Below are 23,659 nucleotides of genomic sequence, written 5' to 3' on the forward strand. Positions count from 1 at the left end.
GATGAAGGACATTTCCTGCAAGCTTCTGGTCATCGGGGCCGGACCCGGCGGCTATGTCTGCGCCATACGGGCCGGTCAACTGGGGATCGACACGGTCATCGTCGACGCGGGCAAGCCCGGCGGAACCTGTCTGAATGTCGGGTGCATTCCCTCGAAGGCGCTCATCCATGCGGCGGAGGAGTACGACAGGATCGTCCATCTTTCGAACGGTCGCAATTCCCTCGGGATCAGAGCGACGAAACCGGAACTCGATCTCGCTCAGACAATCGCCTGGAAGGACGGCATCGTCGGGCGGCTCAACAGCGGGGTATCGGGCCTTCTCAAGAAGGCGAAGGTGAAGATCGTTCAGGGACATGCACGCTTTCGCGACGGCAAGACGATCGAGGTCGAGACGGAAACGGGCCGGCAGATCGTCCGCGCCGAGACCGTCGTGATCGCAACGGGGTCTGCCCCCGTCGCATTGCCGAACCTGCCGTTCGGAGGAGCCGTGATCTCCTCCACGGAGGCGTTGGCACTGACTTCGGTTCCGGAGCGCCTTGTCGTGGTCGGGGGCGGCTATATCGGCCTGGAGCTCGGCACCGCCTTCGCCAAGATGGGAGCGAAGGTCACCGTCGTCGAGGCTCAAGGCCGCATCCTGCCGCAATACGACGCCGAGTTGACGCGTCCCGTGTCCAAGAGGCTGCAGGCTCTCGGCATCGACGTGATGACCGGGGCCAAGGCCAAAGGCTTGGCCAAGGCCGGCAGCACCCTGCTGGTCGAGGCGGAGGACGGATCCGAGACGTCGCTTACCGCAGACAGGGTCCTCGTCACGGTCGGGCGACGGCCCGTGACGCAGGGCTGGGGACTGGACGAGCTCGTCCTCGACATGGACGGGCCCTTCATCCGCATCGACGAGCGGTGCCGGACATCCATGCGCGGGATCTATGCCATCGGCGACGTGACCGGGGAGCCGATGCTGGCTCATCGCGCCATGGGGCAGGGCGAGATGGTGGCCGAGATCATCGCCGGTCATAAGCGCGTCTGGGACAAGCGCAGTATTCCTGCCGTGTGCTTCACCGACCCCGAGATCGTGACCGTCGGCCTGTCACCGGAAGACGCTCGTCGAACGGGGATCGAGATCACGATCGGTCAGTTTCCGTTCTCGGCCAATGGTCGGGCGATGACCAAGATGGGTGAGGATGGATTCGTGCGGGTCGTTGCTCGCCTGGACAATCATCTGGTCCTCGGCATACAGGCCGTCGGTCATGGCGTCTCCGAACTGGCGGCAGCTTTCGGCCTCGCGGTTGAAATGGGCGCGCGCCTCGAAGACATCGCCGGCACGATCCATGCTCATCCGACCCAGGGCGAGGCGTTCCAGGAGGCGGCTCTCAAGGCGCTCGGACAGGAGCTTCACATCTGATCCGGTCCCGCGCTTCCGCGCGACCGAGCGGGGACGACCCGGTAGGCTTCCAGAACGCCTTTCCCTTTGATCGGCACCGGGCCCAGGGGGGAGGCGTCGATCCGGGTCTTCACCTGTTCCCATGCGGCTGCGCTGACATTGATGCTGGCGCTCGTGCCGTAGGCCGCCAGGCGAGCCGCGACGTTGACCGTGTCGCCCCAGATGTCGAAGCTGAATTTCTGACGGCCCACGACGCCGGCCACCACGGGGCCGACATGGATGCCCACCCGCACGTCCCACGGAATCGGCAGACGGGATGCTGACGCGATGGTCGAGGCCGCGCATGCGATGCTGGACATCACCGGGTCCGGGTTGGACAGGAGAAGGCCAGCGGTGGCGAGAAGGCCGTCGCCGACCGTCTTGATCTTCTCGAGGCCATGTTCCGCCGCATTGTCCTCAAAGGCAGTGGCGAAGACGTGAAGGTTGGCGACGATCTCCTCGGGAGCGAGGAGGTCGCAATAGGCCGTGAAGCCCACCACGTCCGCGAAGAGCACGACGACGTTCTCATGCCGGCGCGGCGTGACGCTCTGAACGCTTTCGAGTTCCTCCACCGCCTGCGCCGGAAGGATGGCATGGAGAAGCGCCTCGGCTCGGGACCGCTGCCGCTCGATCTCCTTGAGGTAGCTCAATTCCTGATCGTGCAGCCTCTTCTTCTCCAGGCAGGCGCCGACCCTGGCCCGCAGGAGCGCCGGATTGAAGGGCTTCGGCAGGTAATCCTCCGCTCCGAGCTCGATGCAGCGGACGACGCTCTCGAACTCGGACAGGGCCGAGATCATCAACACAGGGATATCGCGGGTCGCGGGATTGGATTTCAGGTGCTTGAGAACCTCGTATCCGTTCAACTCGGGCATCATGATATCGAGGAGAATGAGGTCGAACCGCTCCTCAGCGACCCTGTCGAGGGCCTCGCGCCCGTTCTCGGCGGTGACCACGTCCGCCCAGCCTTCCCGCTGCAGGCGCCGCGTCAGTGTGTACCGGTTGTCCTCGTTGTCATCGACGACCAGGATACGAACGCCAGTATCGATCATGGTGCCGTCCGATCCTGCAGAAGGCTGTCGATCTTCGCCAGGAGCCTCTCGAATGCGATCGGCTTCGCGTCGTATTCGTCGCAGCCTGCCGCCAGGGCCCGTTCTCTGTCTCCTGGCATCGTATGGGCGGAGAGTGCGATGATCGGAATTCGCCGGGTGTCGGGTGCTCCCTTCAACAGACGGGCGGCGCTCCAGCCGTCGAGGGACGGCAGGCCGAGATCCATCAGGATGAGATCGGGCTTTTCCCGACGGGCCGTCTCGACACCCTGCTCGCCGTCGCGGGCAACGAGAACGTCGAAGCCATGCCGCTTCAGGCGCTGAGACAGCATGTACACATTGTCCTCGTTGTCCTCGACATACAGAATCCGGATCATGCTCGCTCCCGATGCCCGGCATGTCCAGGCCGCATGCAATCGGCGATGACCTCCCGCAGGCTGGACAGCACCTCATCCTTTCCGCCGAGCCGCTTGCGCAGGATTTTACGGATGCCGCCGCTGAGGCGGCGGTGGTCGTCGTCGCTGAGATCCGCGGCCGTCAGCACGATCAAGGGGAGATGGCGGGTTTTCTCGTCTCGGCGAATTTCGTCGACGAATTCGAACCCGTCCATCTCGGGCATCATCAGGTCGAGAAGGACGATATCCGGACCCACGACGGGAAGCCTTTCCAGGGCGACCCTTCCATTCTCCGCCTCGGCCGTTTCCCATCCATCCTCCCGGAGGATGCGCGTCAGCCAGCCGCGGGTCTGGGCATCGTCCTCGATGACCAGGACACGCGGGTTCGCATGCTCGGGACGGCATGACGCAAGCGCCTTCAGGAGGCACTCCCGGTTGACCGGCTTCGTCAGATAGGCTGCGGCGCCAAGCGCGTAACCGCGGTTCTCTTCATCCACGATGGTGACCATGATGACGGGGATGTCCCTCAACGCGACATCCCGCTTCAACTCCTGAAGAGTGCTCCAGCCATCGGGATCCGCCATCAGCACGTCGAGCGTGATGACCGAGGGTCGAAAGTCCCGGGCCAGTTCGATTCCCCGACGACCGCTTTCGGCCGTTACGACCTCGAAGCCCTCCCGCGTCAGGAGCTGCCTCAGGATGTCGCGCGACGTGTCCTCGTCGTCGATGACCAGCGCGCGCTGCCCGCGTCCGACCGGGCGGGTGCCGATCGGCAGACGCTTCATGTCGGACCGCAGGCTGCGCATGCCTGGGGGACTTCGTCCAGCCGGCAGGGTGACGCTGAAGGTGCTTCCGCTCCCCGGGGAGCTGCGAACGGTGATATCCCCGCCCATGATCCGGCAGAGCCGGCGACTAATGGCGAGGCCCAGCCCGGTTCCTCCGTACTTCCGGGTGATCGAGCTGTCGGCTTGCGTGAATTCCTGGAAGAGATTGGCGCATTGAGCCTCCGTCAGGCCGATTCCCGTGTCGTGAACGGAAAGAACCACCTGGTCGCCGCCTGGACCGGTCTCGCGCCCGGCACGGAGAGTGACCGTTCCGCTCCTGGTGAACTTGCAGGCATTGCTCAGAAGATTGAGAACGACCTGACGGATTCGAACGGGGTCGGCATGGATGCTGCCGAGGTCCGCCGCGAGTTCGGTGACGAGACGGTTCTCGTTCTTGGCCGCAAGGGTCTCGGCCGTTCGAGCCGCGTCCTCCAACAGGCAGCCGAGCTCGATCTCCTCCGTATGGAGCTCGAGCTTGCCGGACTCGATCTTGGCGAGATCGAGAATCTCGTTGATGAGAGCCAGAAGATGCGCCCCGGCGTGGTGAATCCGGTCCAGCGGCTCGATCATGGCCGTCTCGCCCGTCTCCACCGCATCTTCCTTCAGCATCTCGGTGATCCCGATGATGGCGTTGAGCGGCGTTCTCAGCTCATGACTCATGTTGGTGAGGAACTGGCTCTTGGCCCGGGTCGCCGCCATGGCTTGGTCGCGGGCCAGTTCGAGCTGCGCCGCATGTCGCTTGACCTCGGTGACATCCGTATAGACGGCAACGGTTCCGCCGCCGGCGATCCTGCGCTCGCTGACCTGGATCCAGCGGTCGCCCTCCCGGTGCTGCACTTCGGCCACGACCGGATTCCGGTGGCGGGCCAGTCGCTCGACCACCCAGGGGTCGATCCGTCCTCGCGCCTCCTTGATGAGCCCGAGCTCCGCGGCACGCCGGATCACCGTCTCGAACGATGTCCCGGGGGCCATGGGGACGTTCGTCGCGGGATAGAGAAGCTCCTGATAGCGGCTGTTGCACAGGACGAGGCGGTCATCGGCATCGTAGAGCGCAAAGCCCTCATTGATGCTCTCGATGGCGTCGATCAGACGCTGCCGGGCGTTGGCGACCTCGCGCAGGTTCTTCTCCTCGACCTCGATCGCCGTGTCGCGGAAGACGGCGAGCGCCTTGGCCATCTGTCCGATCTCGTCGCCGCTGTCGCCCGGCAGGGGAGCCCGCAGGTTGCCGCCGGCGATCGCCAGCATGCTGTCGCTCAGATTGCGCAGGCGTGCGACGAGGTTGCGGTCGACATAGAGCCAGACGATGAGAAGCGAGCTGAGGAGGCTCAACGCGACCACGCCGCGCAGCACGTTGTTGCCGACGCGCTGCGCCGTCAGCGCCTCCCGGCTGGCCGCCTGGATATCCAGCCGGGCCGCGGTGACGAGACCGTCGACGGCCTGGGTGAGCTGGGACGACAGGCCGGCGTTTTCCTGCAGGAGGCGCTCGGCATCCTCGATCAGGCCGAGTTCGGTCCTTCGCGCGGACAGTAGGCTGTCCGGTCCCTCGACGAGCTTGGCGAAGTCGGCGATGCGCTGCTCGAAGCGCGCGCGAAGGCGGGGATCCGCCAGGTCGGTGGAGATCTGGCGCAGGGCTGAGAGCGAGCGGTTCAAGGGGAAGCCGAGAACCGCGATGTCGGCCGCGTTGTCCGTCAAGGAGGCCTTGAGCAGGCCATCGCCGATCGCGGCGAATTCGAGCTGCGCCTTCTGCATCAGCAGATCGTCGGCGATCTCCTGAATGACCACCGCGGGAGGCTGCGGGGCCCCTTGTGTCGGTTGTTCGCGCCGTGAGGCGGCGAACTTGGAATCCAGCACGACGAGAGCCGGAGCAACCAGACGCTGCGCTGCGACTGTGGCGTTGGAAAGACGCCGCAGGAGCGCGTCCTTGTGCGTCGAGACGACGATCCGGCCGGCGACGAGGCCGGCGAGTGCCGTGAGATTGCGACGGAGCCGCTCGACGGCTGGCTCCATGGTGGTCCCTGTCGCGGGGTCGACATCGCTCTTGATCTCGGCGAGCAGAGCCTCGAGACGGTCGACCTCGGCCGTGATCGAGGCCGAGATCTCCCGGTACTGCATCTGTGAGCGCGCGCTCAGCAGAGTGGGGGCCGCCGCGACGATCCGTTCGGCCTGTCGGGACAAATCGAGAGCCGTGATGGCCGAGGGCACGCGCTGCTCCGTGATGCGCTCGATCACGAAGGCCATTTGGCGGAAGGCGTAGGTGCCCGCCGCGGCCGCCAGTAGCGCGAAGGCGCTGATTCCGAGAAACGCAAGAAGGAGGCGCCAACGGACGCTCAGCCAGACGGGCATGATGGTAAGGGCATCGCCCCTCCCTTACTCCAGGGGAACATACCGGTCGCTCCGCCAGATGAACCATTCGAAACCGGGCTGCCGGACATCGCCTTTGTCGTCGAATCCGACCCGGCCGAGGATCGTATCGAACTCGTTGCCGCGCAGGGCATCGATGACGGTCTTGGTTTCCGTGGATGCTGCCCTCATGACCGCTTGGGCCCAGGCCTGCACGGCGCCGTAACTGTAGAGCGTGTAGCCTTCGGGTTCGAAGCCCTGTCGGCGGAAGCGCTCCACCACCGGTGCGGCCACGGGGCTGCGCCGCGGATCCCGGAAGGACGTGAAGAGGGTGCCCGTGCCGGCTTCTCCCGTGACCTGCACGAAGGCTTCGCTGGCGATCCCGTCCCCGGATACCAGTTGCAACCGATAGCCGTCCTCGCGTGCGCCTCGGATGAGCAATGCGGCTTCACGGTAGTAGCCGCCGAAATAGGCGACCTCGATCCCGGCGGCCCGCAATTTCGCGATCAGCGGAGAGTAATCGTTCTGTCCGGGGACGAGGGTCTCGAATACCGTCTCCATGACGCCATGCCTGTGGAGCTGGCGGCTCGTTTCTTCGGCGAGGCCCTTGCCGTAGACGGAATCGTCGTGGACGATGGCGATCTTGCCGCTTTTCCAGCGCGCGGCGAGGAAGTCGCCGGCGATTGCGCCCTGCTGATCGTCGCGCCCGCAAATCCGGAAGGTATTGGTTCTCCCCTCTTCGGTGAGGCGCGGATTGGTCGAGGCGGGGGTCATCTGGATGATGCCGGCCCGCGCATAGATCGCGGCGGCCGGGATGGATGCGCCCGAGCACTGATGTCCGACGACAAACGACACCTTGGCGGCAACAAGGCGCTGTGCGGCGGCGATCGCTTGCGCGCTGTCGCATGCATCATCAACGGAGATGAGCTTGATCTGCTGGCCGAGAAGGCCACCCGCGGCGTTGATGTCGGCGATCGCCATCTCGACGCCCTGCTGCTGCTGCTCCCCCTGATAGGCGTTGGGGCCCGTCAGTGCGCCCGCCATGCCAATCAGGATTTCTCCATGAGCTGCGGCAGCGCACAGGGTGCAAACGACGACGATGGAAAGACCCCGCAGCAGCCCTCTCATGGCGACCCTCCAACCCGGGAGCATCTTTGGAGTGTCGGCGGCTGACGGCGAGAGACAAGGTTACGTCAAGGCGGGGTTTGGCTTCTAGAAAGTCCTGACGGACCCGGCATCCTCCGCGAACCAAGAACGCCTTCCACCGGCAGCATCAAGTTACGCTCCAGTTTGCATATTAGACGATCTGTCCACGAGGGTCGATGCCATTCACCGTCTGCCAAAGGAGGTAAGCGAGAAGGATTGCATGGCGGCGGCTCTATCTAGGCACCGCGAGCCGCGCGGCAATTCCCCGCAAGAGGTAAATCACACAATAGAAACATCCAAGCAAATCCCATGATAAAACTTGATGTAGTTCCGACAGACGCGAGCTTGCTTTGAGTAATTGACGGCCATAACTCGCCGTGCCAGCATTCATTATTATAACGAATAACAATCCAGAACAGCTTCCATCGGGAGGATGCAATGCAGTTGAGGCAGCTTTCGCTAGTGTCTGCGGCAGTTTGGATTGCGGGCACGGGTCTGGCATTGGCACAGGGCCAGACCCTGACAATCGCGACGGTCAACAATGCGGACATGATCATCATGCAGCGTCTGTCGCCCAAATGGGAGCAGGCGACGGGCAACAAGCTGAACTGGGTGGTGCTCGAGGAGAACGTGCTGCGCCAGCGTGCGACCACCGATATCGCCACCAAGGGCGGGCAGTTCGACATCATCACGATCGGTTCCTATGAGGCCCCGATTTGGGGCAAACAGAACTGGCTTGTTCCCCTGAATGATCTCGGCGCTGATTATGATTACGCCGATATCATTCCGTCGGTGATGAACGGCCTGTCCTACAACGGCAAGCTTTATGCCGTGCCGTTCTATGCCGAAAGCTCGTTCACCTTCTACCGAAAAGATCTGTTCGATCAGGCCGGCATCAAGATGCCCGACAAGCCCACCTACGACCAGATCGCGGAATATGCCGCCAAGCTCACCGACAAGTCGAAGGAGCAGTACGGGTTCTGCCAGCGCGGAAAGCCCGGCTGGGGCGAGAACATGGCCTTCATCGGCCCCATGGTGAATGCCTTCGGCGGGCGCTGGTTCAACGAGAAGTGGGAGCCACAGCTGACGACGGAGCCGTGGAAGAACGCGATCAACTACTACGTCAAGAACATGCGGGAATATGGCCCTCCGGGCGCGACGGCGAACGGGCATAACGAGAACCGGGCGCTGTTTGCCACCGGTCATTGCGCCATGTGGGTCGATGCCACGTCGGCTGCGGGCTACATCTACAACCCGAAGGAAAGCCAGGTGGCGGACAAGACCGCCTTCACGGCTGCCCCGGTGGAGGTCACGAGCAACGGATCGGGCTGGTTCTGGGCATGGGCGCTCGGCATCCCGGCATCCTCGAAGAAGGTCGATGCCGCCAAATCCTTCGTGAAATGGGCGACGTCCAAGGAGTACATCACGCTGGTGGGCAGCGAGGCCGGCTGGGTCGCAGCCCCTCCCGGAACGCGCAAGTCGACCTATGACAACCCGGAGTACCAGAAGGCGGCACCCTTCGCGAAGGTCGTGTACGACGCGATCGTCAATGCCGACTTGACCAAGCCGACCAAGGATCCCGTGCCCTATATCGGCATCCAGTATGTGGCCATTCCCGAGTTCCAGGGCATCGGCACGGCGGTCGGGCAGCAGATCGCGGCCGCCTTGGCCGGCCAGACAACCGTGGAGCAGGCCCTTGAAACGGCGCAGCGCTCGACCGAGCGCACGATGAAGCAGGCAGGCTACCCCAAATAAGCTGATCGCCATGCAATCGGCGGGCCCCTGGTCCGCCGGTTGCTCTCCAGCCGCGAGGATCGCAATGGCGAGCACCACCACGACCGTCTCCGTTACCGGCGCCACGGCTCCTGCCGGGAGACGCAGCCAGCGCAACGTCAAAACCCTTCCGCTGATTGCCCCGTCCGTGATCATCCTGTTCCTCTGGATGATCGTGCCGCTGGTGATGACGCTCTGGTTCTCGTTCCAGTACTACAACCTTCTTGACCCGTCGGTTGGCGGATTTGCGGGCTTCGAGAACTACACCTTCCTGCTCACCGATCCGTCCCTCTGGACGGCGATGGCGAATACCCTCTTTCTCGTCTTCTGGGTGCTTGTGATCACGGTCGGACTCGGCACGCTGCTGGCGGTGCTGTTCGACCAGGAATTCTACGGCCGGAGCATTGCCAGACTGCTCGCCATCGCGCCGTTCTTCGTCATGCCGACGGTGAGCGCCCTGATCTGGAAGAACATGCTGATGCACCCGGTCAACGGGCTCTTCGCATTCTTCGCTCGCTCACTGGGCCTGCCGGCCATCGATTTCTTCGGCAGCTTCCCGCTGACCTCCGTCATCATCATCGTCGCATGGCAATGGCTGCCCTTCGCCCTGCTGATCCTGCTCACGGCGATCCAATCCCTCGACAGCGAGCAGAAGGAGGCCGCGCGCATGGACGGCGCAGGTCCCTTCTCGATGTTCTTCTTCATCATCCTGCCCCATCTCGGCCGCGCCATCAGCGTCGTCATCATGATCGAGACCATCTTCCTGCTGTCGGTCTTCGCCGAGATCTACGTCACGACATCGGGCGGCCCCGGGCTTGCCTCGACCAACCTGGCTTTCCTGATCTACCTGCGGGCCCTGCGCGAATACGACGTGGGCGGCGCTTCGGCGGCCGGCGTGATCGCCGTCATCCTGGCCAATATCGTGGCGATCTTCCTGGTCCGGTCGATCGCAAAGAACATCGCCGATTGAGGGTGAGCCATGCATCCCAAAACCCGCGAGAAGCTCATCCTCACAGTCGTCGGATGGCTCGCCGCCGGACTGATCTTCTTCCCGATCTTCTGGATGATCCTGACGAGCTTCAAGCCGGAAGTGGAGGCGATCGCGACGCCGCCCAAACTGTTCTTCACGCCCACGCTTGAGAACTACGTCACCGTCCGCGAGCGGGCCGACTACATTCATTTCGCGATGAACAGCATCATCATTTCCGTGGGCGCGACCCTGCTGGCGACGCTGATCGCCGTTCCGGCCGCCTACGCCATGGCGTTCTTCCCGGGAAAGCGCACGAAGGATCTGCTGCTCTGGATGCTGTCCACCAAGATGATGCCGGCCGTCGGCGTCCTCATCCCGATCTATCTGCTCTTCCGTGACACCGGCGCCATCGACACGCGCTGGGGCCTGATCGTCGTCTACACGCTCATGAACCTGCCGATCGTGGTGTGGATGCTCTACACCTTCTTCAAGGAAGTACCCAAGGACATCCTCGAGGCAGGACGCATGGACGGCGCGAAGCCGAAGCAGGAGGTCTGGATGCTCCTCCTGCCCCTGTCGCTGCCGGGCATCGCATCGACGGCGCTCCTGTCCATTATCCTGTGCTGGAACGAGGCCTTCTGGAGCCTGAATCTCACCACCTCGCAAGCCGCGCCGCTGACGACCTTCATCGCGTCGTTCTCGGCGCCGGAAGGCCTGTTCTGGGCCAAGCTCTCCGCCGCGTCGACGATCGCTATCGCGCCGATCCTGGTCTTCGGCTGGATGAGCCAGCGCCAGCTCGTACGCGGTCTCACCTTCGGCGCGGTCAAGTAAACGGGAAACGCAGCATGTCGACGATCGTCCTGAAAGGCATTGAGAAGAGCTACGGTTCGGTGCAGGTCATCAAGGGGGTCGATCTCTCCATCGACGACCGCGAGTTCTGCGTCTTCGTCGGGCCTTCCGGATGCGGAAAGTCGACGCTTCTCAGGATGATCGCCGGCCTCGAGGAGATCACCGAGGGCGATCTTCTGATCGACGGGCAGAGGGTCAACGACGTGCCGCCGTCCGACCGTGGTCTGGCGATGGTGTTCCAGTCTTATGCTCTCTACCCGCACATGTCGGTTGCAGACAACATGGGGTTCTCGCTGCGGCTTGCCGGCGTGCCCAAGGAGGAGAGGCGCGCCAAGGTGGCGGAGGCCGCGCGCGTCCTGCACCTGGATAAGCTCCTGGACCGCAAGCCGAAGGAATTGTCCGGCGGCCAGCGGCAGCGCGTGGCGATCGGCCGGGCCATCGTGCGCAAGCCGAAGGTCTTTCTCTTCGATGAGCCGCTCTCCAACCTCGATGCGGCCTTGCGCGTCCAGATGCGCATCGAGCTGGCCCGGCTTCACGACGAGCTCGCCGCGACGATGATCTACGTCACCCACGACCAGGTCGAGGCCATGACGATGGCCGACAAGATCGTGGTGCTGCAGGGCGGCGTCGTCGAGCAGGCCGGTACGCCGCTGGAGCTCTATCATCACCCCAGGAACCTGTTCGTGGCAGGCTTCATCGGCAGTCCCAAGATGAATTTCCTGCCCGCAACGGTGACGTCGGTGACGGATGCGGCGACCACGATCCAGCTCGCCGGCGGGGCACCCCTGTCGGTGCCGGTCCGGCCTGGACGCCAGAGGGTCGGCGATGCCGTCACCCTCGGCATCCGCCCGGAGCACATGCGCCTGGCCGGCGAGGGGGAGATCACCGGGGAGGTGATGGTCGTCGAACGCCTCGGCGGCGAAACGTTCCTCTATACTCAGATCAAGGACGGCACGATGCTGATCGTACAAGCGGACGGGGAGATCCCGACCGCCGTGCATGAACGCATCGCGATCAAGCTCGATCCGGCGACCTGCCACCTGTTCGACGGCGACGGACTCGCGCTCGAGCGCGCGCAGAGGCATCCGCTCGCCAATCTGCGTCGGCTGCCGACCCGCAAGGCGAGCTGACGCCTTCCTGCGAGAGGCAGATCATGGCCTCCAGGCAGTTCGATTATATTGTCGTGGGCGGCGGCAGCGCAGGCTGCGTCGTGGCGAGCCGCCTCGTGGCCGAGCACGATGCCCGCGTGCTGCTCGTTGAGGCAGGGCGTCGCCGGGTGAGCCCGATCCTGGCCATGCCGGCGGGTTACATGAAGTTTCTCGCCCGGGACACCTATCTCACGATGCACCACGTGCTCCCCCAGGAGCAGCTCGGCGGCCGCGCTCCCATCGTGCCGCAGGCGAGGGTGCTGGGCGGCGGAAGCGCCGTTAACGCCATGGTCTACATCCGGGGCCAGACCGACGATTACGACGCATGGGACAGAGCCCTGGGCGGCGCCGGGTGGAGCTACAGGGATCTCCTTTCCCATTTCATCCGCCAGGAGGGCAACGATCACCTCGGCGCGCCCTATCACGGGGTGAGCGGTCCGTTGAAGGTGTCCCATCTGGGCCAGCACTGCGCCATGAGCCGCGCCTTCGTGCAGGCGATGCAAGAGATGGGCGTTCCCTTCACGCCCGACTTCAACGGCGCCAAGCAGAACGGCGTCGGGTTCATGCAGCACACGATCGACTGGACCACGCGCCGCCGGTGCAGCGCGGTCGACGCGTTCCTGCGGCCCGTGCTGTCTCACCCGAACCTGACGGTGCTGACGGACGCCACGGTCACCCGTGTTCGGCTCGAAAAGGCGCGGGCGGTCGGCGTGGATCTCGCCGGCGCCCCCGGATGGGAGAGCGCTTTCGCCGACGCGGAGGTGGTCCTCGCGGCCGGCACCTACATGACGCCGAAGCTTCTGATGCTGTCGGGCATCGGCCCGGCCGACGAGCTCTCGCGCCATGGGATCACGGTCTCCGTCGACCTGCCCGGCGTCGGCCGGAACCTGCAGGACCATCATGAAGTCCCCATCGTGGCCACGACCGCGGGGGACTTCGGCTATTTCGGCCAGGATCGCGGCCTCGCGATGCTGAGCAGCGGGCTGCAATTCGTGCTGTTCAAGTCGGGCGCCGTGACGACCACGGGAGTCGAGGCCTGCGCCTTCATCGATCCCGACGGCGGCGACCGGCCGACGATCCAGCTCTATTGCGTTCCGACCGTCTATCTCGATCGCGACGTCTCCGGAGTCGAGCCGACCCATGGCGTGACCATGAACCCTTGTCTGCTGCGGCCGAAGGCGCGCGGTTCGGTGCGGCTTGCATCCGCGGATCCCGCGGTATTGCCGCGGGTGGATCCGCAATTCTTCGGCCACCCCGACGACCTTCGCCTGAGCATTGCGGGATTGCGCTATGCCCGGGAGGTCCTCGCGACGAGCCCCGTCCGGGAAATGGTGGCCCGCGAGATCTTTCCCGGACCGGGCACCGCGTCGGATGCGGATCTTGCCGATCACTGCCGCAGGACCGTGAAGACCAACTACCACCCGGTTGGCACATGTCGCATGGGAACAGACGAAGATCCCCATGCCGTCGTGACGCCGGATCTGTCGGTTCGCGGCATCGCTGGCTTGAGGATCGTCGACGCCTCCATCATGCCGACAATTCCTAGCGGCAACACCAATGCGCCCGTGCTCGCCATTGCCGACAAGGCCGTTGACATCATCACGGGACATCGCGGCATAGTCCGTGACCCGGCGGCCGCTCCCGCAAACCGTATCTCTCCCGTGCCCGATCAGGTCCAACCGTCATGACCCAGTCCTTGAATCTCGCCAGTCTCCCCCGTCTGTCGTCCGAGGTCGCCACGCCTCGATACGCGCGCGACGAGCTTCGGGCGGGCATCCTGCATATCGGCGTCGGCAACTTCCACCGGGCCCATCAGGCGGTCTACCTGGACGACCTCTTCAATGCCGGGAAAGATCGCGATTGGGCTCTAATCGGCGCGGGCATTCGCGCTGGCGACAGGGCGATGCGGCAGGCGCTGGAGCCTCAGGACTGGCTCACTACGGTGGTGGAACTCGATCCCGGCGCCAACATCGCCCGCGTGACCGGCGCCATGGTGGGGTTCGTGCCCGTGAACGAGGACGGACGTGCCATCGTGGCGGCCCTGGACGATCCGGCCCTGCGCATCGTGTCCCTGACCGTCACGGAGGGCGGCTACTGCATCGATCCGGCGACGGGAGCGTTCAATCCGAACCATCCGGACATCGTCCACGACGCCGCCCACATGGATGCGCCGAAAGGGGTATTCGGTGTTCTCCTGGCTGCGCTCCGGCGCCGCCGCGACCAGGGGCTTGCGCCCTTCACGGTGATGTCGTGCGACAACATCCCCCATAACGGGCAGGTGGCACAGGATGCGGTGGCGGGCCTCGCCGATCTCGTGGACCCGGCGCTCGCCGCCTACGTGCGGGAGCAGGTAGCCTTTCCGAGCAGCATGGTCGACCGGATCACGCCCGCGACGACGGACCGGGAGCGCGCCATCCTGAAGGAGCGGTTCGGGGTTCAGGACAACTGGCCGGTCTTCTGCGAGCCGTTCCGCCAGTGGGTCCTGGAAGACAACTTCCCGACGGGTCGTCCAGCCCTGGAGGAGGTCGGCGTCACGTTCACGCCGCATGTGGCGGCCTTCGAGCTCATGAAGCTTCGGATCCTCAACGGCGGCCATGCCACGATCGCCTATCCGGCAGGACTCCTGGGGATCCATTTCGTGCACGACGCCATGGCCGACCCGCTCGTGCGCGGCTTTCTGGACAAGCTCGAGACGGACGAGATCATCCCCTGCGTGCCGCCGGTGCCCGGAGTCGATCTTCAGGACTATTACGGTCTGATCGCCCGACGCTTCGCCAATCCGGATGTCGGAGACACGATCCCGCGTCTCGCTCAGGACGGTTCCAACCGGCAGCCCAAATTCATTCTTCCCTCCACGCGCGACCGACTGAAGATGGGCAGTGACGTGACGGGACTGGCCCTCGAATCCGCCCTGTGGTGCAGGTACTGTGCCGGAACGACCGATTCAGGCGAGCCTTTCACGCTCGACGATCCCAATGCCGGCCGCCTGACCACCGCGGCTTTGGCCGCGAAGGACGATCCGACGTCGTTTCTCGATCTGCGCGACATCTTCGGCGATGTCGCGGATGCGCCGCAATTCCGCTCGCGCTTCGAAGCGTCTTTGAACAATCTGTGGCGCGACGGCGTCCGCGCCACGCTGCAGCGCTACCTGAACGGCGGCGCCTGAGCCCGGTTCAACCCGGCATGTCGATCTGCACCTTCACGGAAGCGGGCGGCATGGCCTTGGCGAAATCGAACGCCTCGACGCTGTCCTTGAAGGCAAAGCGGTCGGTGATCAGAGGCTTCACGTCGATTCGTCCTGACGCGATCATCGCCACCGCCCGCGGGTAGACATGGGCGTAGCGGAAGATGCTCTCGACTCGGACCTCCTTGACCTGCGCCTTGCTCACATCGAAGGCGAAGGGCTCGAGCGGAATGCCAACCAAAGCCACTTTCCCCCCCGGACAGACGAGGTCGAACATGTCCGCCATGGCGGGCGGGTAGCCCGAGCATTCGAAGATGACGTCCGCTCCCCAGTCGTCGCTCTCGCGCCTGACAGCGGCCAACAGATCCTCGCTTCTCACATTCACCGGGATGACGGGACCGAGCTTGCGGGCCATGTGCAGCTTCGGCTCGTGGATGTCGCTCACGATGACCCGGGAGCAGCCCGCAGCCAAGGCGGCCAGGATCGTCATCATGCCGATCGGTCCCGCTCCGATGACGACAGCCAAGTCGCCGGGTTGGACCTGCACCTTGGTGGCGGCGTGGACCCCCACGGCCAGAGGCTCGACCATGGCGCCTTCGGCGTAGGAGACATGCCCGGGAAGCTTGAACGTGAAATCGGCAGGATGCACGACGGTCGGCCGCAGCACGCCGTGCACAGGCGGTGTTGCCCAGAAGCGAACGGCCGGATCGAGATTGTATTTGCCGAGACGCGTCGCGCGGCTCGTCGGATCGGGAATGCCGGGCTCCATGCAGACGCGATCGCCCGGGCTCAGTTCCGTCACGGCCGATCCGACCTCGACGACCTGTCCTGCCGCCTCATGCCCGAGGATCATCGGCTCCCTGACGACGAACGGCCCGATGGCTCCATGAGTGTAGTAATGCACGTCACTGCCACAGACGCCCACCGTTCGAAGGGCGATCCGCACGTCTCGAGGTCCCAAGGTTTCCTCGAGCGCAATGTCGCGCAAGTGGAGTTCGTCCTTGCGCTCCAGCACCAGCGCTTCCATGACTCACTCTCCTCATCGAGAGGTCATTCTGCCTCATCATGGTCGGAGTGCATAGCGTCTCCGAATGCGTATCCGGCGCTTCGATCGAGTGCGCCAAGATCGCGCGTGCCGCTCTCTCGCGCCGCCTGTGGAACAGGCGCATTCAACCTTCGGCAGGGGTTGTCGCGTGCCGCCATACGAGAGCGATGCAGTGTCTGGTAGGCATCCCATCAGCCATGGCTGCCTAAGCCTGAAGCGGGCTTCCAGCATAGACGGTGGCCTTCAGTCATAACGGGGAGTCTGGAGAACGACCGACAATTCGAGCTGCTGCCTCGAGGGTTCCTGCTCCTTCTGCAGCGTCAAAGGGCCGGCAAGATGAACGGAACATGAATAACGGCGGGATATATACTGTGGGATCAGAACGATGAACGTTTATTCATTCTGTCGGGCTCGCAAATCTTCCCCGACGTTCTGCAAGTTGCTTGGAAACTACTTGTTGGATGATGCGTTATCGGTTGCCGGGTGCGAAGCCCGAACGTTCATTCAGGAGTACGAACATGTCGAAGAAGATCCTTGTTGCCGGTATCGTTCTTGCCTCCCTGGCCCCTGCGGCTGCCTTCGCCCAGTCGGGCGGCGCTGCTGCCGGTGCGGCCACGGGTGCCGTCGGCGGCGCGATCGTCGGTGGTCCGGTCGGCGCTGCCGTGGGCGGCGTGACGGGCGCCATCGTGGGCGGCATCGCCGACCAGCAGCAGCCGGAATTCCGCCAGTACGTGACGACCCAGTCCGTGCCGTCCTACAGCTACAAGGAAGAGGTGCGTGTCGGCGCGACCCTGCCTGAGTCCGGCGTGACCTATTACGAGGTTCCGGCCCAGTACAAGGTGAAGGGCTACAAGTACACGGTGGTGAACAACACCCCGGTGCTGGTCGAGCCGGGCAGCCACAAGATCGTGCAGGTCATCCGCTAACAACCGCTCTTTCCCGAGTGCGGCATGGGCGGCCCATCAGGGCCGCCCTTTTTCTTGGACATGGGCGGCCCCGCCTGGGCTGCCTTTTTTCTTGGAGAGGTGGAAAGCTCTGTCCTGGACGATATCTTGTCCAGCAGGTGGAGCCGTCGACTTCCCATTCGGTCCGAGGGCTCTTCTCACGTGGTCGGGAATAAATCGGCTCGTTCCTTCGTTATGATGCGAAGAGTCCATGCGGAGCAGGAATGCCGGCAGCCATAGGACAGGAACTGGTGGCGCTTCTGCCCCGGCTCAGGCGCTTTGCGCTTGTGCTTTGCCGTTCGCAACCCCTGGCGGATGATCTCGTTCAGGGGGCCTGCGAGCGCGCCCTTGCCAATGCGGGCAGCTGGACGCCGGGGACCAAGTTCGATGCGTGGATGTTCCGCATTCTCCGCAACCACTGGATCGATCACCTCAGACGGATGAAGGCCGAAGGCATGACGGAAGATGTATCCCTGCAGACGCAGCTCATCGGGGATCCGGGAGAGGGGCCTGTCCTGAACAGGCTGGTCCTGTCGCAGGTTCAGCGCGCCATCGACAGCCTGCCGCAGGAGCAAAGGGAGGTTCTCGTTTTGGTCTGCGCCGACGATCTCAGCTACCGGGAGGCTGCCGAGGTCCTGGGGGTTCCCATCGGGACGGTCATGAGCCGGCTCGCACGGGCGCGCAGGCGATTGATGGAGATGACGGACGCCGCCTAAAGCATCGGACCCAAAAGTGGACCCACTTTTGGGATCGGGTCCGATGCTTCGTCATTGATGTGTGCATCGTTGATGCGGAAAACCGGGTCCACTTTTCGCTGACGCGGCCCTCTGGGTCCGCACGATGCACTAGGCGCCGACGAAAGGACCAGGGGAGCGATTGTGATGTCTCAGCTACACCTCAGTGATGAGATCCTGATGGCCTTTGCCGACGGCGAACTCGAGGAACCCACGGCTGCTGCGATCGCCAAGGCGATGGCGGAGGATCCGGTCGTGGCCAGGCGGATCATGGAATTTCAGCAGAGCCGCCGCCTGACCCGGTCGGCCCTCTCGGATGCCCTGTCGCCCGATGTGCCGGCGCACTTGCGGTCCGCCGTTTCGGCCCAGATCAGGGCGTATGAGGCCGCAGCTGGATCGACATCGGGACCGCGCGTCAAGGCGTCGTGGAGCGAACGGCTGAGATCGAACCAGGCGCTCGGGCAATGGGCCCTGGCCGCGTCCGTCGCCGCGATCGCGCTTGCGCTGGGCTACTTTGCGGGGTGGTGGAACAGGCCCGAAGCGCATGGGCTGCTGGCTCAGTTGGACAGCCCCATCCTCCATCGTGAACTGGACAGAACGGGCTCGGGACAGGACGTGGACCTGCCGTTCGGCCGCCTGCGGGTGATCTCGACCTATCGCGTTGCGGACGGGTCCCTGTGCCGTGAATTTCGTCTGCATGCTCCTGCCGAGGCCGCCGAGGCGGTCGCGTGCCGCGATGGCGAGTGGAAGGCGACCTTCGCCCTCGCAACGCCCGTCGGCCAGGACGCGTACGTGCCGAGCGGCGGAGGCGATCCGACGGCGGCGTATCTGCAGACGATCGGGGCGGGTGAGCCTCTTGCCGAGGAGGCGGAGGCCAAGGCTCTCGCCGAGACCTCTCCGTGAGGTCGTTCCGCGAGGGGCAGCCTTCGTGGAGCCCCGGGTACTTGAGAATTTTTCTAGAAAAGGTGGAATAAACCCGCGGGCTCTTCCGTTCTCTGTCCAATCTGGCGAGTGATAGAGGATGAGTATGAGAGTCGCGTACCATCTGGCTTTTGCCGTCTTCTCCGTTGGGACCATTGCAACCCCCACCACGGCGCCGAATGCAACGGGCCCGCTTGCGACGGCCTCGGTCAACCCATCGCACGCCATCCCGGAGGCCGTTCGCACCATTGCGGCTGACCTGTCGGCCCGGCTGGCGGTCGGTCTGGAGCGGTCCCCGACGACCTCCGTCGCCCAAGGAACATCTGTCGGCGACAGCCTGTCCGAGACCGTCGAGCTGCACCCGATTCCGAAGCATGAAACCTATCGTTACGCGATGGTCGATGGCCGCCGCGTGATCGTCGATGCGACATCCCGCAAGATTGTCTACGTCATCCAGTGACGGCTGAGCCTGCATGACCAGAAAACATATTTGGAAAACACATTTGCGCAAAGAAAAGGCGAACACGACATGTCGTTACAAAGCGCCGGCGAAACCCGCTTGACCTATAACGATCGTGCCTGCTCATCGGCGATCGTCTTTCCGGTCTGCACAAATCCGCTGCTTCGCCTCGGTCTGGAAAACGTCCTGTCGGAGGCAGGCTTCATCGTCTGGCACGACATCATCGACGGGTTTTCAAGCCTGCCCCGGATCGAGGACGAGGCGTCCGTACTCTTCATCATCGATGGAAGCAGCTTCACGGACGGCACCATCGACCTAGTGAGACGGCTGAAGGCCCATGCTCCCGATGCACGAATGGTGATGCTGGCCGATTCCTTCGATCCGGGCGTCGTGCACGCCGCGTGGAGCGCAGGAGTGCATGGCTTCTGCCTGTCAAATCAGCGGCAGGATGTGCTGGTCAAGTCGCTCGAACTGGTGATGCTGGGGGAGATCGTCCTTCCGGCCACCATCGTGCTGCCGATCGCACGGCTGGGGCTGAACGACGCCGAGGGCGATGCGGGCGAAGGTCTGGTTCCGATGAGCGTCAATGGCCATCAGAGCCGGAAGCTGTCCAGCCGGGAGGCCCAGATCCTCACCTGCCTGAGGGATGGGGCGCCCAACAAGGTCATCGCCCGCAGGCTGAACCTGTCCGAAGCCACGGTGAAGGTTCACGTCAAGGCGATCCTGAAGAAGATCGGAGCCTGCAATCGCACGCAGGCCGCGCTCTGGGCGGCGCGGTATGTCCGGACGGAGCCGAAGCCTCTGCAGTCCGTCTAGCGCCGCCGGCGCGATGGCCGATGACCCGGCCGAGATCTGCGGCTCCGCCGCCTAGCCTCGGACATAGCCGGGATACTTCGCCCGGATCTCGTCCACGTAGGACAGGGTCCCGGAGAGGTGGTGGCGCAGATGCTCCTGGGCGTCCTCGGGGCATCCATCGGCGATCGCCTGCACGATCAGCCTGTGATGCCGCACGATGTCCTGAGCCTTGCCCGGCGTGGGAAGATGGAGGCGGCGCAGGCGGTCGATATGGCCGCTGCGGCTGCGCACGAGACCCCACAGGTCGTTCATCCTGGCGGCTTCGTAGAGATGCTGGTGGAAGGCCTGGTCGGCCAGGGAGAAGGCTTCGAAATCGGCCGCCTCCATCAGGGCCTGCTGCTGGGCCAGGAAGCCCTGAAGCCTGGCGACGAGCCTGGGGTCGCGGGCGAGCGCCAGGTCGCGGACGATCTCGAGCTCCAGGGAGCGGCGCAGGAAATGGGCCTGCTGGGCGAGCCTCAGGTCGATCGGGCTGACGACGGTCGCATGCTGCGGGAAGATGTCGACGAGTCCGTCCTCCTGGAGCCTCAGGAGCGCATCCCGGATCGGGGTCGAGCTGAGCCCGAATTCCTGCTGCAGGGTAACCCGGTTCAGGACTGTTCCGGGAGCCAGGGCCAGGGAGATGATCATCTCCCGCAGCTGCTCGAAGACCTGGGGGGCGGCCTGCCGGCCACGTTCGAGCCGATCCGTGGCGGGAATCGCGGGTCGTGGAGCGGAAGCGGTGCGGGATGGCGGCATCGGAAGGAACCTGAACTTTCGTCGGCCCTGTCTATACCACACTTGTGCCGAATGCACTAATGCATTAGTGTATGAGCTATCGGCTGATGGGCCGAGCTTGGCCATCGAGGCTCCCGACAAGAGGGGCCCACCATGAGGAAGCACCATGAAGAAGCAGATGAGGCGCCTGTGCGCCGGTATCGCGGCCGCCGTCGGGCTCGCCGCTCTCGCGAATCCGACCCTCGCGCAGCAGAAGAATGAGGTCTCGATCACGCGGCAGCCCGGCATCATCTACCTGCCGACCCACATCATCGAGAAGCAGCACCTCATCGAGAAGCACGCCGCCCGCCTCGGACTGCCCGACCTGAAGACCAAGTGGATCACCTTCAGCGGCGGCGGCGCGCAGACGGACGCGCTCCTGTCGGGTGGCGTCGACATGGTGAATACCGGCGTCGGCAACCTGCTCCTGCTCTGGGACCGGACCAAGGGCGGCGTGAAGGGCATCGTGGCCTCGTCGGCCCTGCCGCTCGCCTTCGTGACGCACGATCCCAAGATCAAGTCGCTGAAGGATTTCGGCCCGGGCGACAAGATCGCCGTGCCGACCGTCAAGGTCTCGACCCAGGCGATCCTGCTCCAGATGGCGAGTGCCAAGGAGTTCGGCGCCGACCAATGGTCGAAGCTCGACGCCAACACGGTGCAGCTCGGCCACCCCGACGCCGTCGTGGCCATGACCAATCCGCAGCACGAGGTGAAGAACCACTTCGCGGCGCCGCCCTTCCAGTACATCGAGATGAAGACCGTTCCCGGTGCCCGCATTATCCTGCAATCGCCCGACATCATCGGCGGGCCGCTCACGCAGGGCCAGTTCTTCACGACCACGAAGTTCGCCGAGGCCAACCCGAAGGTCATCGAGGCGGTCCGGGCCGCGTCGAAGGAGGCGCAGGACTTCATCCGCAGCGACACGAAGGCGGCGGTCGACATCTACAAGGAGATCACTGGCGACAAGACCAGCCCGGACGACCTGCTCGCATGGCTCAAGGAGCCCGGCATGATGGAATGGAACCTCGAGCCGCAGGGCACGATGAAGTTCGCCGACCACCTCTACAAGATCGGCACGCTCAAGACCCAGCCCAAATCCTGGAAGGACTTCTATCTGCCGATCGCGCACGATCTCAACGGCAGCTGACGAATCGCGCCTGGCGCCCGGCGCATAGGCCGGGCGCCCCATCCCTTTTCATGTCAGGTATTGATCGATGTCCGCTCTTCTCGACGTCAGTGGCGTCACGCTGCGCTACAAGACTCCCAGCGTTCTCGTAACGGCGACCGATCGGGTCAGCTTCCAGGTCAACCAGTCGGATCGCTTCGTTCTGCTCGGCCCGTCCGGATGCGGCAAGTCCACGCTCCTCAAGGCGGTCGGCGGCTACCTTAGCCCGAGCGAAGGGCGCATCCGTATCAAGGGTCGCGACGTCACCGAGCCCGGCGCCGACCGCATGATGGTGTTCCAGGAATTCGATCAGCTGCTGCCGTGGAAGACCGTTCTGGAGAACGTGATGTTTCCCCTGCTGGCCGCGCGAAAGCTGCCGCGCAAGGAGGCGGAGGACCGGGCCCGTGCCTATATTGAGAAGGTCAATCTCACGCGCGCCGTCAACTCCTACCCGCACACGCTGTCGGGCGGCATGAAGCAGCGCGTCGCGATCGCCCGCGGCATGGCCATGGAGCCGGACATCCTGCTCATGGACGAGCCCTTCGCAGCCCTCGACGCGCTCACACGGAGGACCTGCCAGGACGAGCTTCTGCAGCTCTGGGAGGACACGAAGTTCACCGTGATGTTCGTGACCCATTCCATCGCGGAAGCGATCAAGATCGGGAACCGCATCCTGCTTCTGTCGCCCCATCCCGGTCGCGTGAAGGCCGAGGTCAACGACGTGGACCGCGTCTCGCCCACGGACGGCAGCGCCGGGCAGCTCGAGAAACACATTCACGAACTTCTGTTCGCCGACGAAGTCGCACATTAGGGATGACGCTCATGAGCCAAGCACAGATCGTGATGCGCGCCGAGACGGCAGCAGCGCAAACGCATACGGGCGAGGTCGAGCGCAGGCTCAGCACCTTCGAGCTGGCCTGGGGAAACGGCTTCGTCCGCAAGACCGTGATCATTATCTTTCTCGGCATCGTCTGGGAGATCTACGGCCGTTACCTGGATAATCCGCTTCTCTTCCCGACCTTGAGCGACACGCTATCGACCATGGTCGACCGGATCGCCGACGGCACGCTCCCGGCGAGGGCCTGGACTTCGCTCAAAGTGCTCCTGATGGGCTACGCGTCCGGCGTCACCATCGCGTCGATCCTGACCATCCTGGCGATCAATACCCGCATCGGCACCGATTTCCTCGAAACGATGACGGCGATGTTCAACCCTCTGCCGGCCATCGCGCTGCTGCCCCTGGCCCTGATCTGGTTCGGCCTCGGCAACGGCAGCCTCGTCTTCATCCTGATCCATTCGGTTCTCTGGGCCGTGGCGCTCAACACCCATTCCGGATTCCTCGGCGTGTCGCAGACCCTGCGGATGGTGGGGCGCAACTACGGCCTGAAAGGGCTGTCCTACGTGTTCAAGATCCTGGTTCCGGCCGCCTTCCCGTCGATCCTGACGGGCCTCAAGATCGGCTGGGCCTTCGCCTGGCGCACGCTGATCGCCGCGGAGCTCGTCTTCGGCGTGTCGTCGGGCCAGGGGGGACTGGGCTGGTTCATCTTCGAGAACCGCAACCTGCTCGACATCCCGTCCGTGTTCGCGGGACTGCTGACCGTGATCATCATCGGTCTGGTGGTCGAGAACCTGATCTTCAGGACCATCGAGCGCAAGACCATCCGGAAGTGGGGCCTGCAGAGCTGAGCTG

The 23,659-nt window shown here is 64.2% G+C and carries 21 protein-coding genes; 15 read left to right on the forward strand and 6 right to left on the reverse strand.

Annotated elements, in window-relative coordinates:
* The first annotated feature begins 1 nt into the window (after position 1).
* Positions 2-1,399, forward strand: coding sequence for a dihydrolipoyl dehydrogenase (gene lpdA / locus HPT29_RS04180; RefSeq protein WP_173950135.1), 1,398 nt, complete (start codon positions 2-4; stop codon positions 1,397-1,399).
* Here the strand turns inward: lpdA and HPT29_RS04185 are convergent.
* Genes HPT29_RS04185 through HPT29_RS04200 form a run of 4 tightly spaced genes read right to left on the reverse strand, consistent with a single transcriptional unit; the run spans position 1,390 to position 7,150 of the window.
* Entirely contained in the window at positions 1,390-2,466 is a 1,077-nt protein-coding gene (locus HPT29_RS04185; RefSeq protein ID WP_173950136.1) for an adenylate/guanylate cyclase domain-containing protein, read from the reverse strand. The two genes, lpdA and HPT29_RS04185, sit on opposite strands and share 10 nt — an antisense overlap.
* The gene (locus tag HPT29_RS04190) at positions 2,463-2,840 is read right to left on the reverse strand and encodes a response regulator (RefSeq protein WP_173950137.1); all 378 of its coding nucleotides are present in this window, start codon (positions 2,838-2,840) and stop codon (positions 2,463-2,465) included. Before HPT29_RS04190 ends, HPT29_RS04185 begins: the two co-directional genes overlap by 4 nt.
* On the reverse strand, positions 2,837-6,025 hold the full coding sequence (locus HPT29_RS04195; RefSeq protein ID WP_173950138.1) for a response regulator: 3,189 nt from the start codon (positions 6,023-6,025) through the stop codon (positions 2,837-2,839). Before HPT29_RS04195 ends, HPT29_RS04190 begins: the two co-directional genes overlap by 4 nt.
* Before the next feature lie 24 nt (positions 6,026-6,049).
* Positions 6,050-7,150 (reverse strand): branched-chain amino acid ABC transporter substrate-binding protein, encoded by a 1,101-nt coding sequence (locus HPT29_RS04200; protein WP_173950139.1) that lies wholly within the window; start codon positions 7,148-7,150, stop codon positions 6,050-6,052.
* Positions 7,151-7,606: 456 nt separating this feature from the next.
* On the opposite strand from HPT29_RS04200, the gene HPT29_RS04205 reads away from it, so the two are divergent.
* The 6 genes from HPT29_RS04205 (at position 7,607) to HPT29_RS04230 (ending at position 15,074) form a co-directional block, all read left to right on the forward strand.
* Positions 7,607-8,923 (forward strand): ABC transporter substrate-binding protein, encoded by a 1,317-nt coding sequence (locus tag HPT29_RS04205; protein ID WP_173950140.1) that lies wholly within the window; start codon positions 7,607-7,609, stop codon positions 8,921-8,923.
* Positions 8,924-8,987: 64 nt separating this feature from the next.
* Positions 8,988-9,911: a carbohydrate ABC transporter permease gene (locus tag HPT29_RS04210; RefSeq protein WP_173950141.1), complete on the forward strand. Its 924-nt coding sequence runs from the start codon at positions 8,988-8,990 to the stop codon at positions 9,909-9,911.
* A 9-nt stretch (positions 9,912-9,920) separates the two neighbouring features.
* A complete protein-coding gene (locus HPT29_RS04215) occupies positions 9,921-10,742 on the forward strand; it encodes a carbohydrate ABC transporter permease (protein WP_173950142.1) in 822 nt (273 codons plus the stop codon).
* 14 nt (positions 10,743-10,756) lie between these two features.
* Positions 10,757-11,890 (forward strand): ABC transporter ATP-binding protein, encoded by a 1,134-nt coding sequence (locus HPT29_RS04220; RefSeq protein WP_173950143.1) that lies wholly within the window; start codon positions 10,757-10,759, stop codon positions 11,888-11,890.
* A 23-nt stretch (positions 11,891-11,913) separates the two neighbouring features.
* Positions 11,914-13,596 carry a GMC family oxidoreductase gene (locus tag HPT29_RS04225; RefSeq protein WP_173950144.1) on the forward strand — a complete coding sequence of 561 codons (1,683 nt, stop codon included), beginning with the start codon at positions 11,914-11,916 and terminating at the stop codon, positions 13,594-13,596.
* Complete coding sequence (locus HPT29_RS04230) at positions 13,593-15,074, forward strand: mannitol dehydrogenase family protein (protein WP_173950145.1); 1,482 nt, start codon at positions 13,593-13,595, stop codon at positions 15,072-15,074. Before HPT29_RS04225 ends, HPT29_RS04230 begins: the two co-directional genes overlap by 4 nt.
* A 7-nt stretch (positions 15,075-15,081) precedes the next feature.
* On the opposite strand, the gene HPT29_RS04235 is transcribed toward HPT29_RS04230, so the two are convergent.
* Positions 15,082-16,119 carry an NAD(P)-dependent alcohol dehydrogenase gene (locus HPT29_RS04235; protein ID WP_173950146.1) on the reverse strand — a complete coding sequence of 346 codons (1,038 nt, stop codon included), beginning with the start codon at positions 16,117-16,119 and terminating at the stop codon, positions 15,082-15,084.
* Positions 16,120-16,655: 536 nt separating this feature from the next.
* Between HPT29_RS04235 and HPT29_RS04240 the strand changes: the two genes are divergently transcribed.
* The 5 genes from HPT29_RS04240 to HPT29_RS04260 all read left to right on the forward strand — a co-directional run bounded on the left by HPT29_RS04240 (position 16,656) and on the right by HPT29_RS04260 (position 20,012).
* Positions 16,656-17,063, forward strand: coding sequence for a DUF1236 domain-containing protein (locus HPT29_RS04240; protein ID WP_173950147.1), 408 nt, complete (start codon positions 16,656-16,658; stop codon positions 17,061-17,063).
* Positions 17,064-17,305: 242 nt separating this feature from the next.
* A complete protein-coding gene (locus HPT29_RS04245; protein WP_173950148.1) occupies positions 17,306-17,797 on the forward strand; it encodes an RNA polymerase sigma factor in 492 nt (163 codons plus the stop codon).
* 165 nt (positions 17,798-17,962) lie between these two features.
* Entirely contained in the window at positions 17,963-18,718 is a 756-nt protein-coding gene (locus HPT29_RS04250) for an anti-sigma factor (RefSeq protein ID WP_173950149.1), read from the forward strand.
* 124 nt (positions 18,719-18,842) lie between these two features.
* Positions 18,843-19,196, forward strand: a complete 354-nt coding sequence (locus tag HPT29_RS04255) for a DUF1236 domain-containing protein (protein WP_247654759.1) — start codon at positions 18,843-18,845, stop codon at positions 19,194-19,196.
* A gap of 69 nt (positions 19,197-19,265) precedes the next feature.
* Positions 19,266-20,012: a response regulator transcription factor gene (locus HPT29_RS04260; RefSeq protein WP_173950151.1), complete on the forward strand. Its 747-nt coding sequence runs from the start codon at positions 19,266-19,268 to the stop codon at positions 20,010-20,012.
* A gap of 51 nt (positions 20,013-20,063) precedes the next feature.
* Here the strand turns inward: HPT29_RS04260 and HPT29_RS04265 are convergent, their stop codons facing one another.
* Positions 20,064-20,786 (reverse strand): GntR family transcriptional regulator, encoded by a 723-nt coding sequence (locus HPT29_RS04265; RefSeq protein ID WP_173950152.1) that lies wholly within the window; start codon positions 20,784-20,786, stop codon positions 20,064-20,066.
* 145 nt (positions 20,787-20,931) lie between these two features.
* Here HPT29_RS04265 and HPT29_RS04270 point away from each other — a divergent pair, with 145 nt between their 5' ends.
* The 3 genes from HPT29_RS04270 to HPT29_RS04280 all read left to right on the forward strand — a co-directional run bounded on the left by HPT29_RS04270 (position 20,932) and on the right by HPT29_RS04280 (position 23,655).
* Positions 20,932-21,951, forward strand: coding sequence for an ABC transporter substrate-binding protein (locus HPT29_RS04270; RefSeq protein ID WP_371823234.1), 1,020 nt, complete (start codon positions 20,932-20,934; stop codon positions 21,949-21,951).
* 67 nt (positions 21,952-22,018) lie between these two features.
* Positions 22,019-22,780, forward strand: coding sequence for an ABC transporter ATP-binding protein (locus tag HPT29_RS04275; protein ID WP_173950153.1), 762 nt, complete (start codon positions 22,019-22,021; stop codon positions 22,778-22,780).
* A gap of 11 nt (positions 22,781-22,791) precedes the next feature.
* Entirely contained in the window at positions 22,792-23,655 is an 864-nt protein-coding gene (locus HPT29_RS04280) for an ABC transporter permease (RefSeq protein ID WP_173950154.1), read from the forward strand.
* Positions 23,656-23,659: the final 4 nt, after the last annotated feature.

It is taken from the genome of Microvirga terrae, assembly GCF_013307435.2.
GTDB lineage: Bacteria > Pseudomonadota > Alphaproteobacteria > Rhizobiales > Beijerinckiaceae > Microvirga > Microvirga terrae.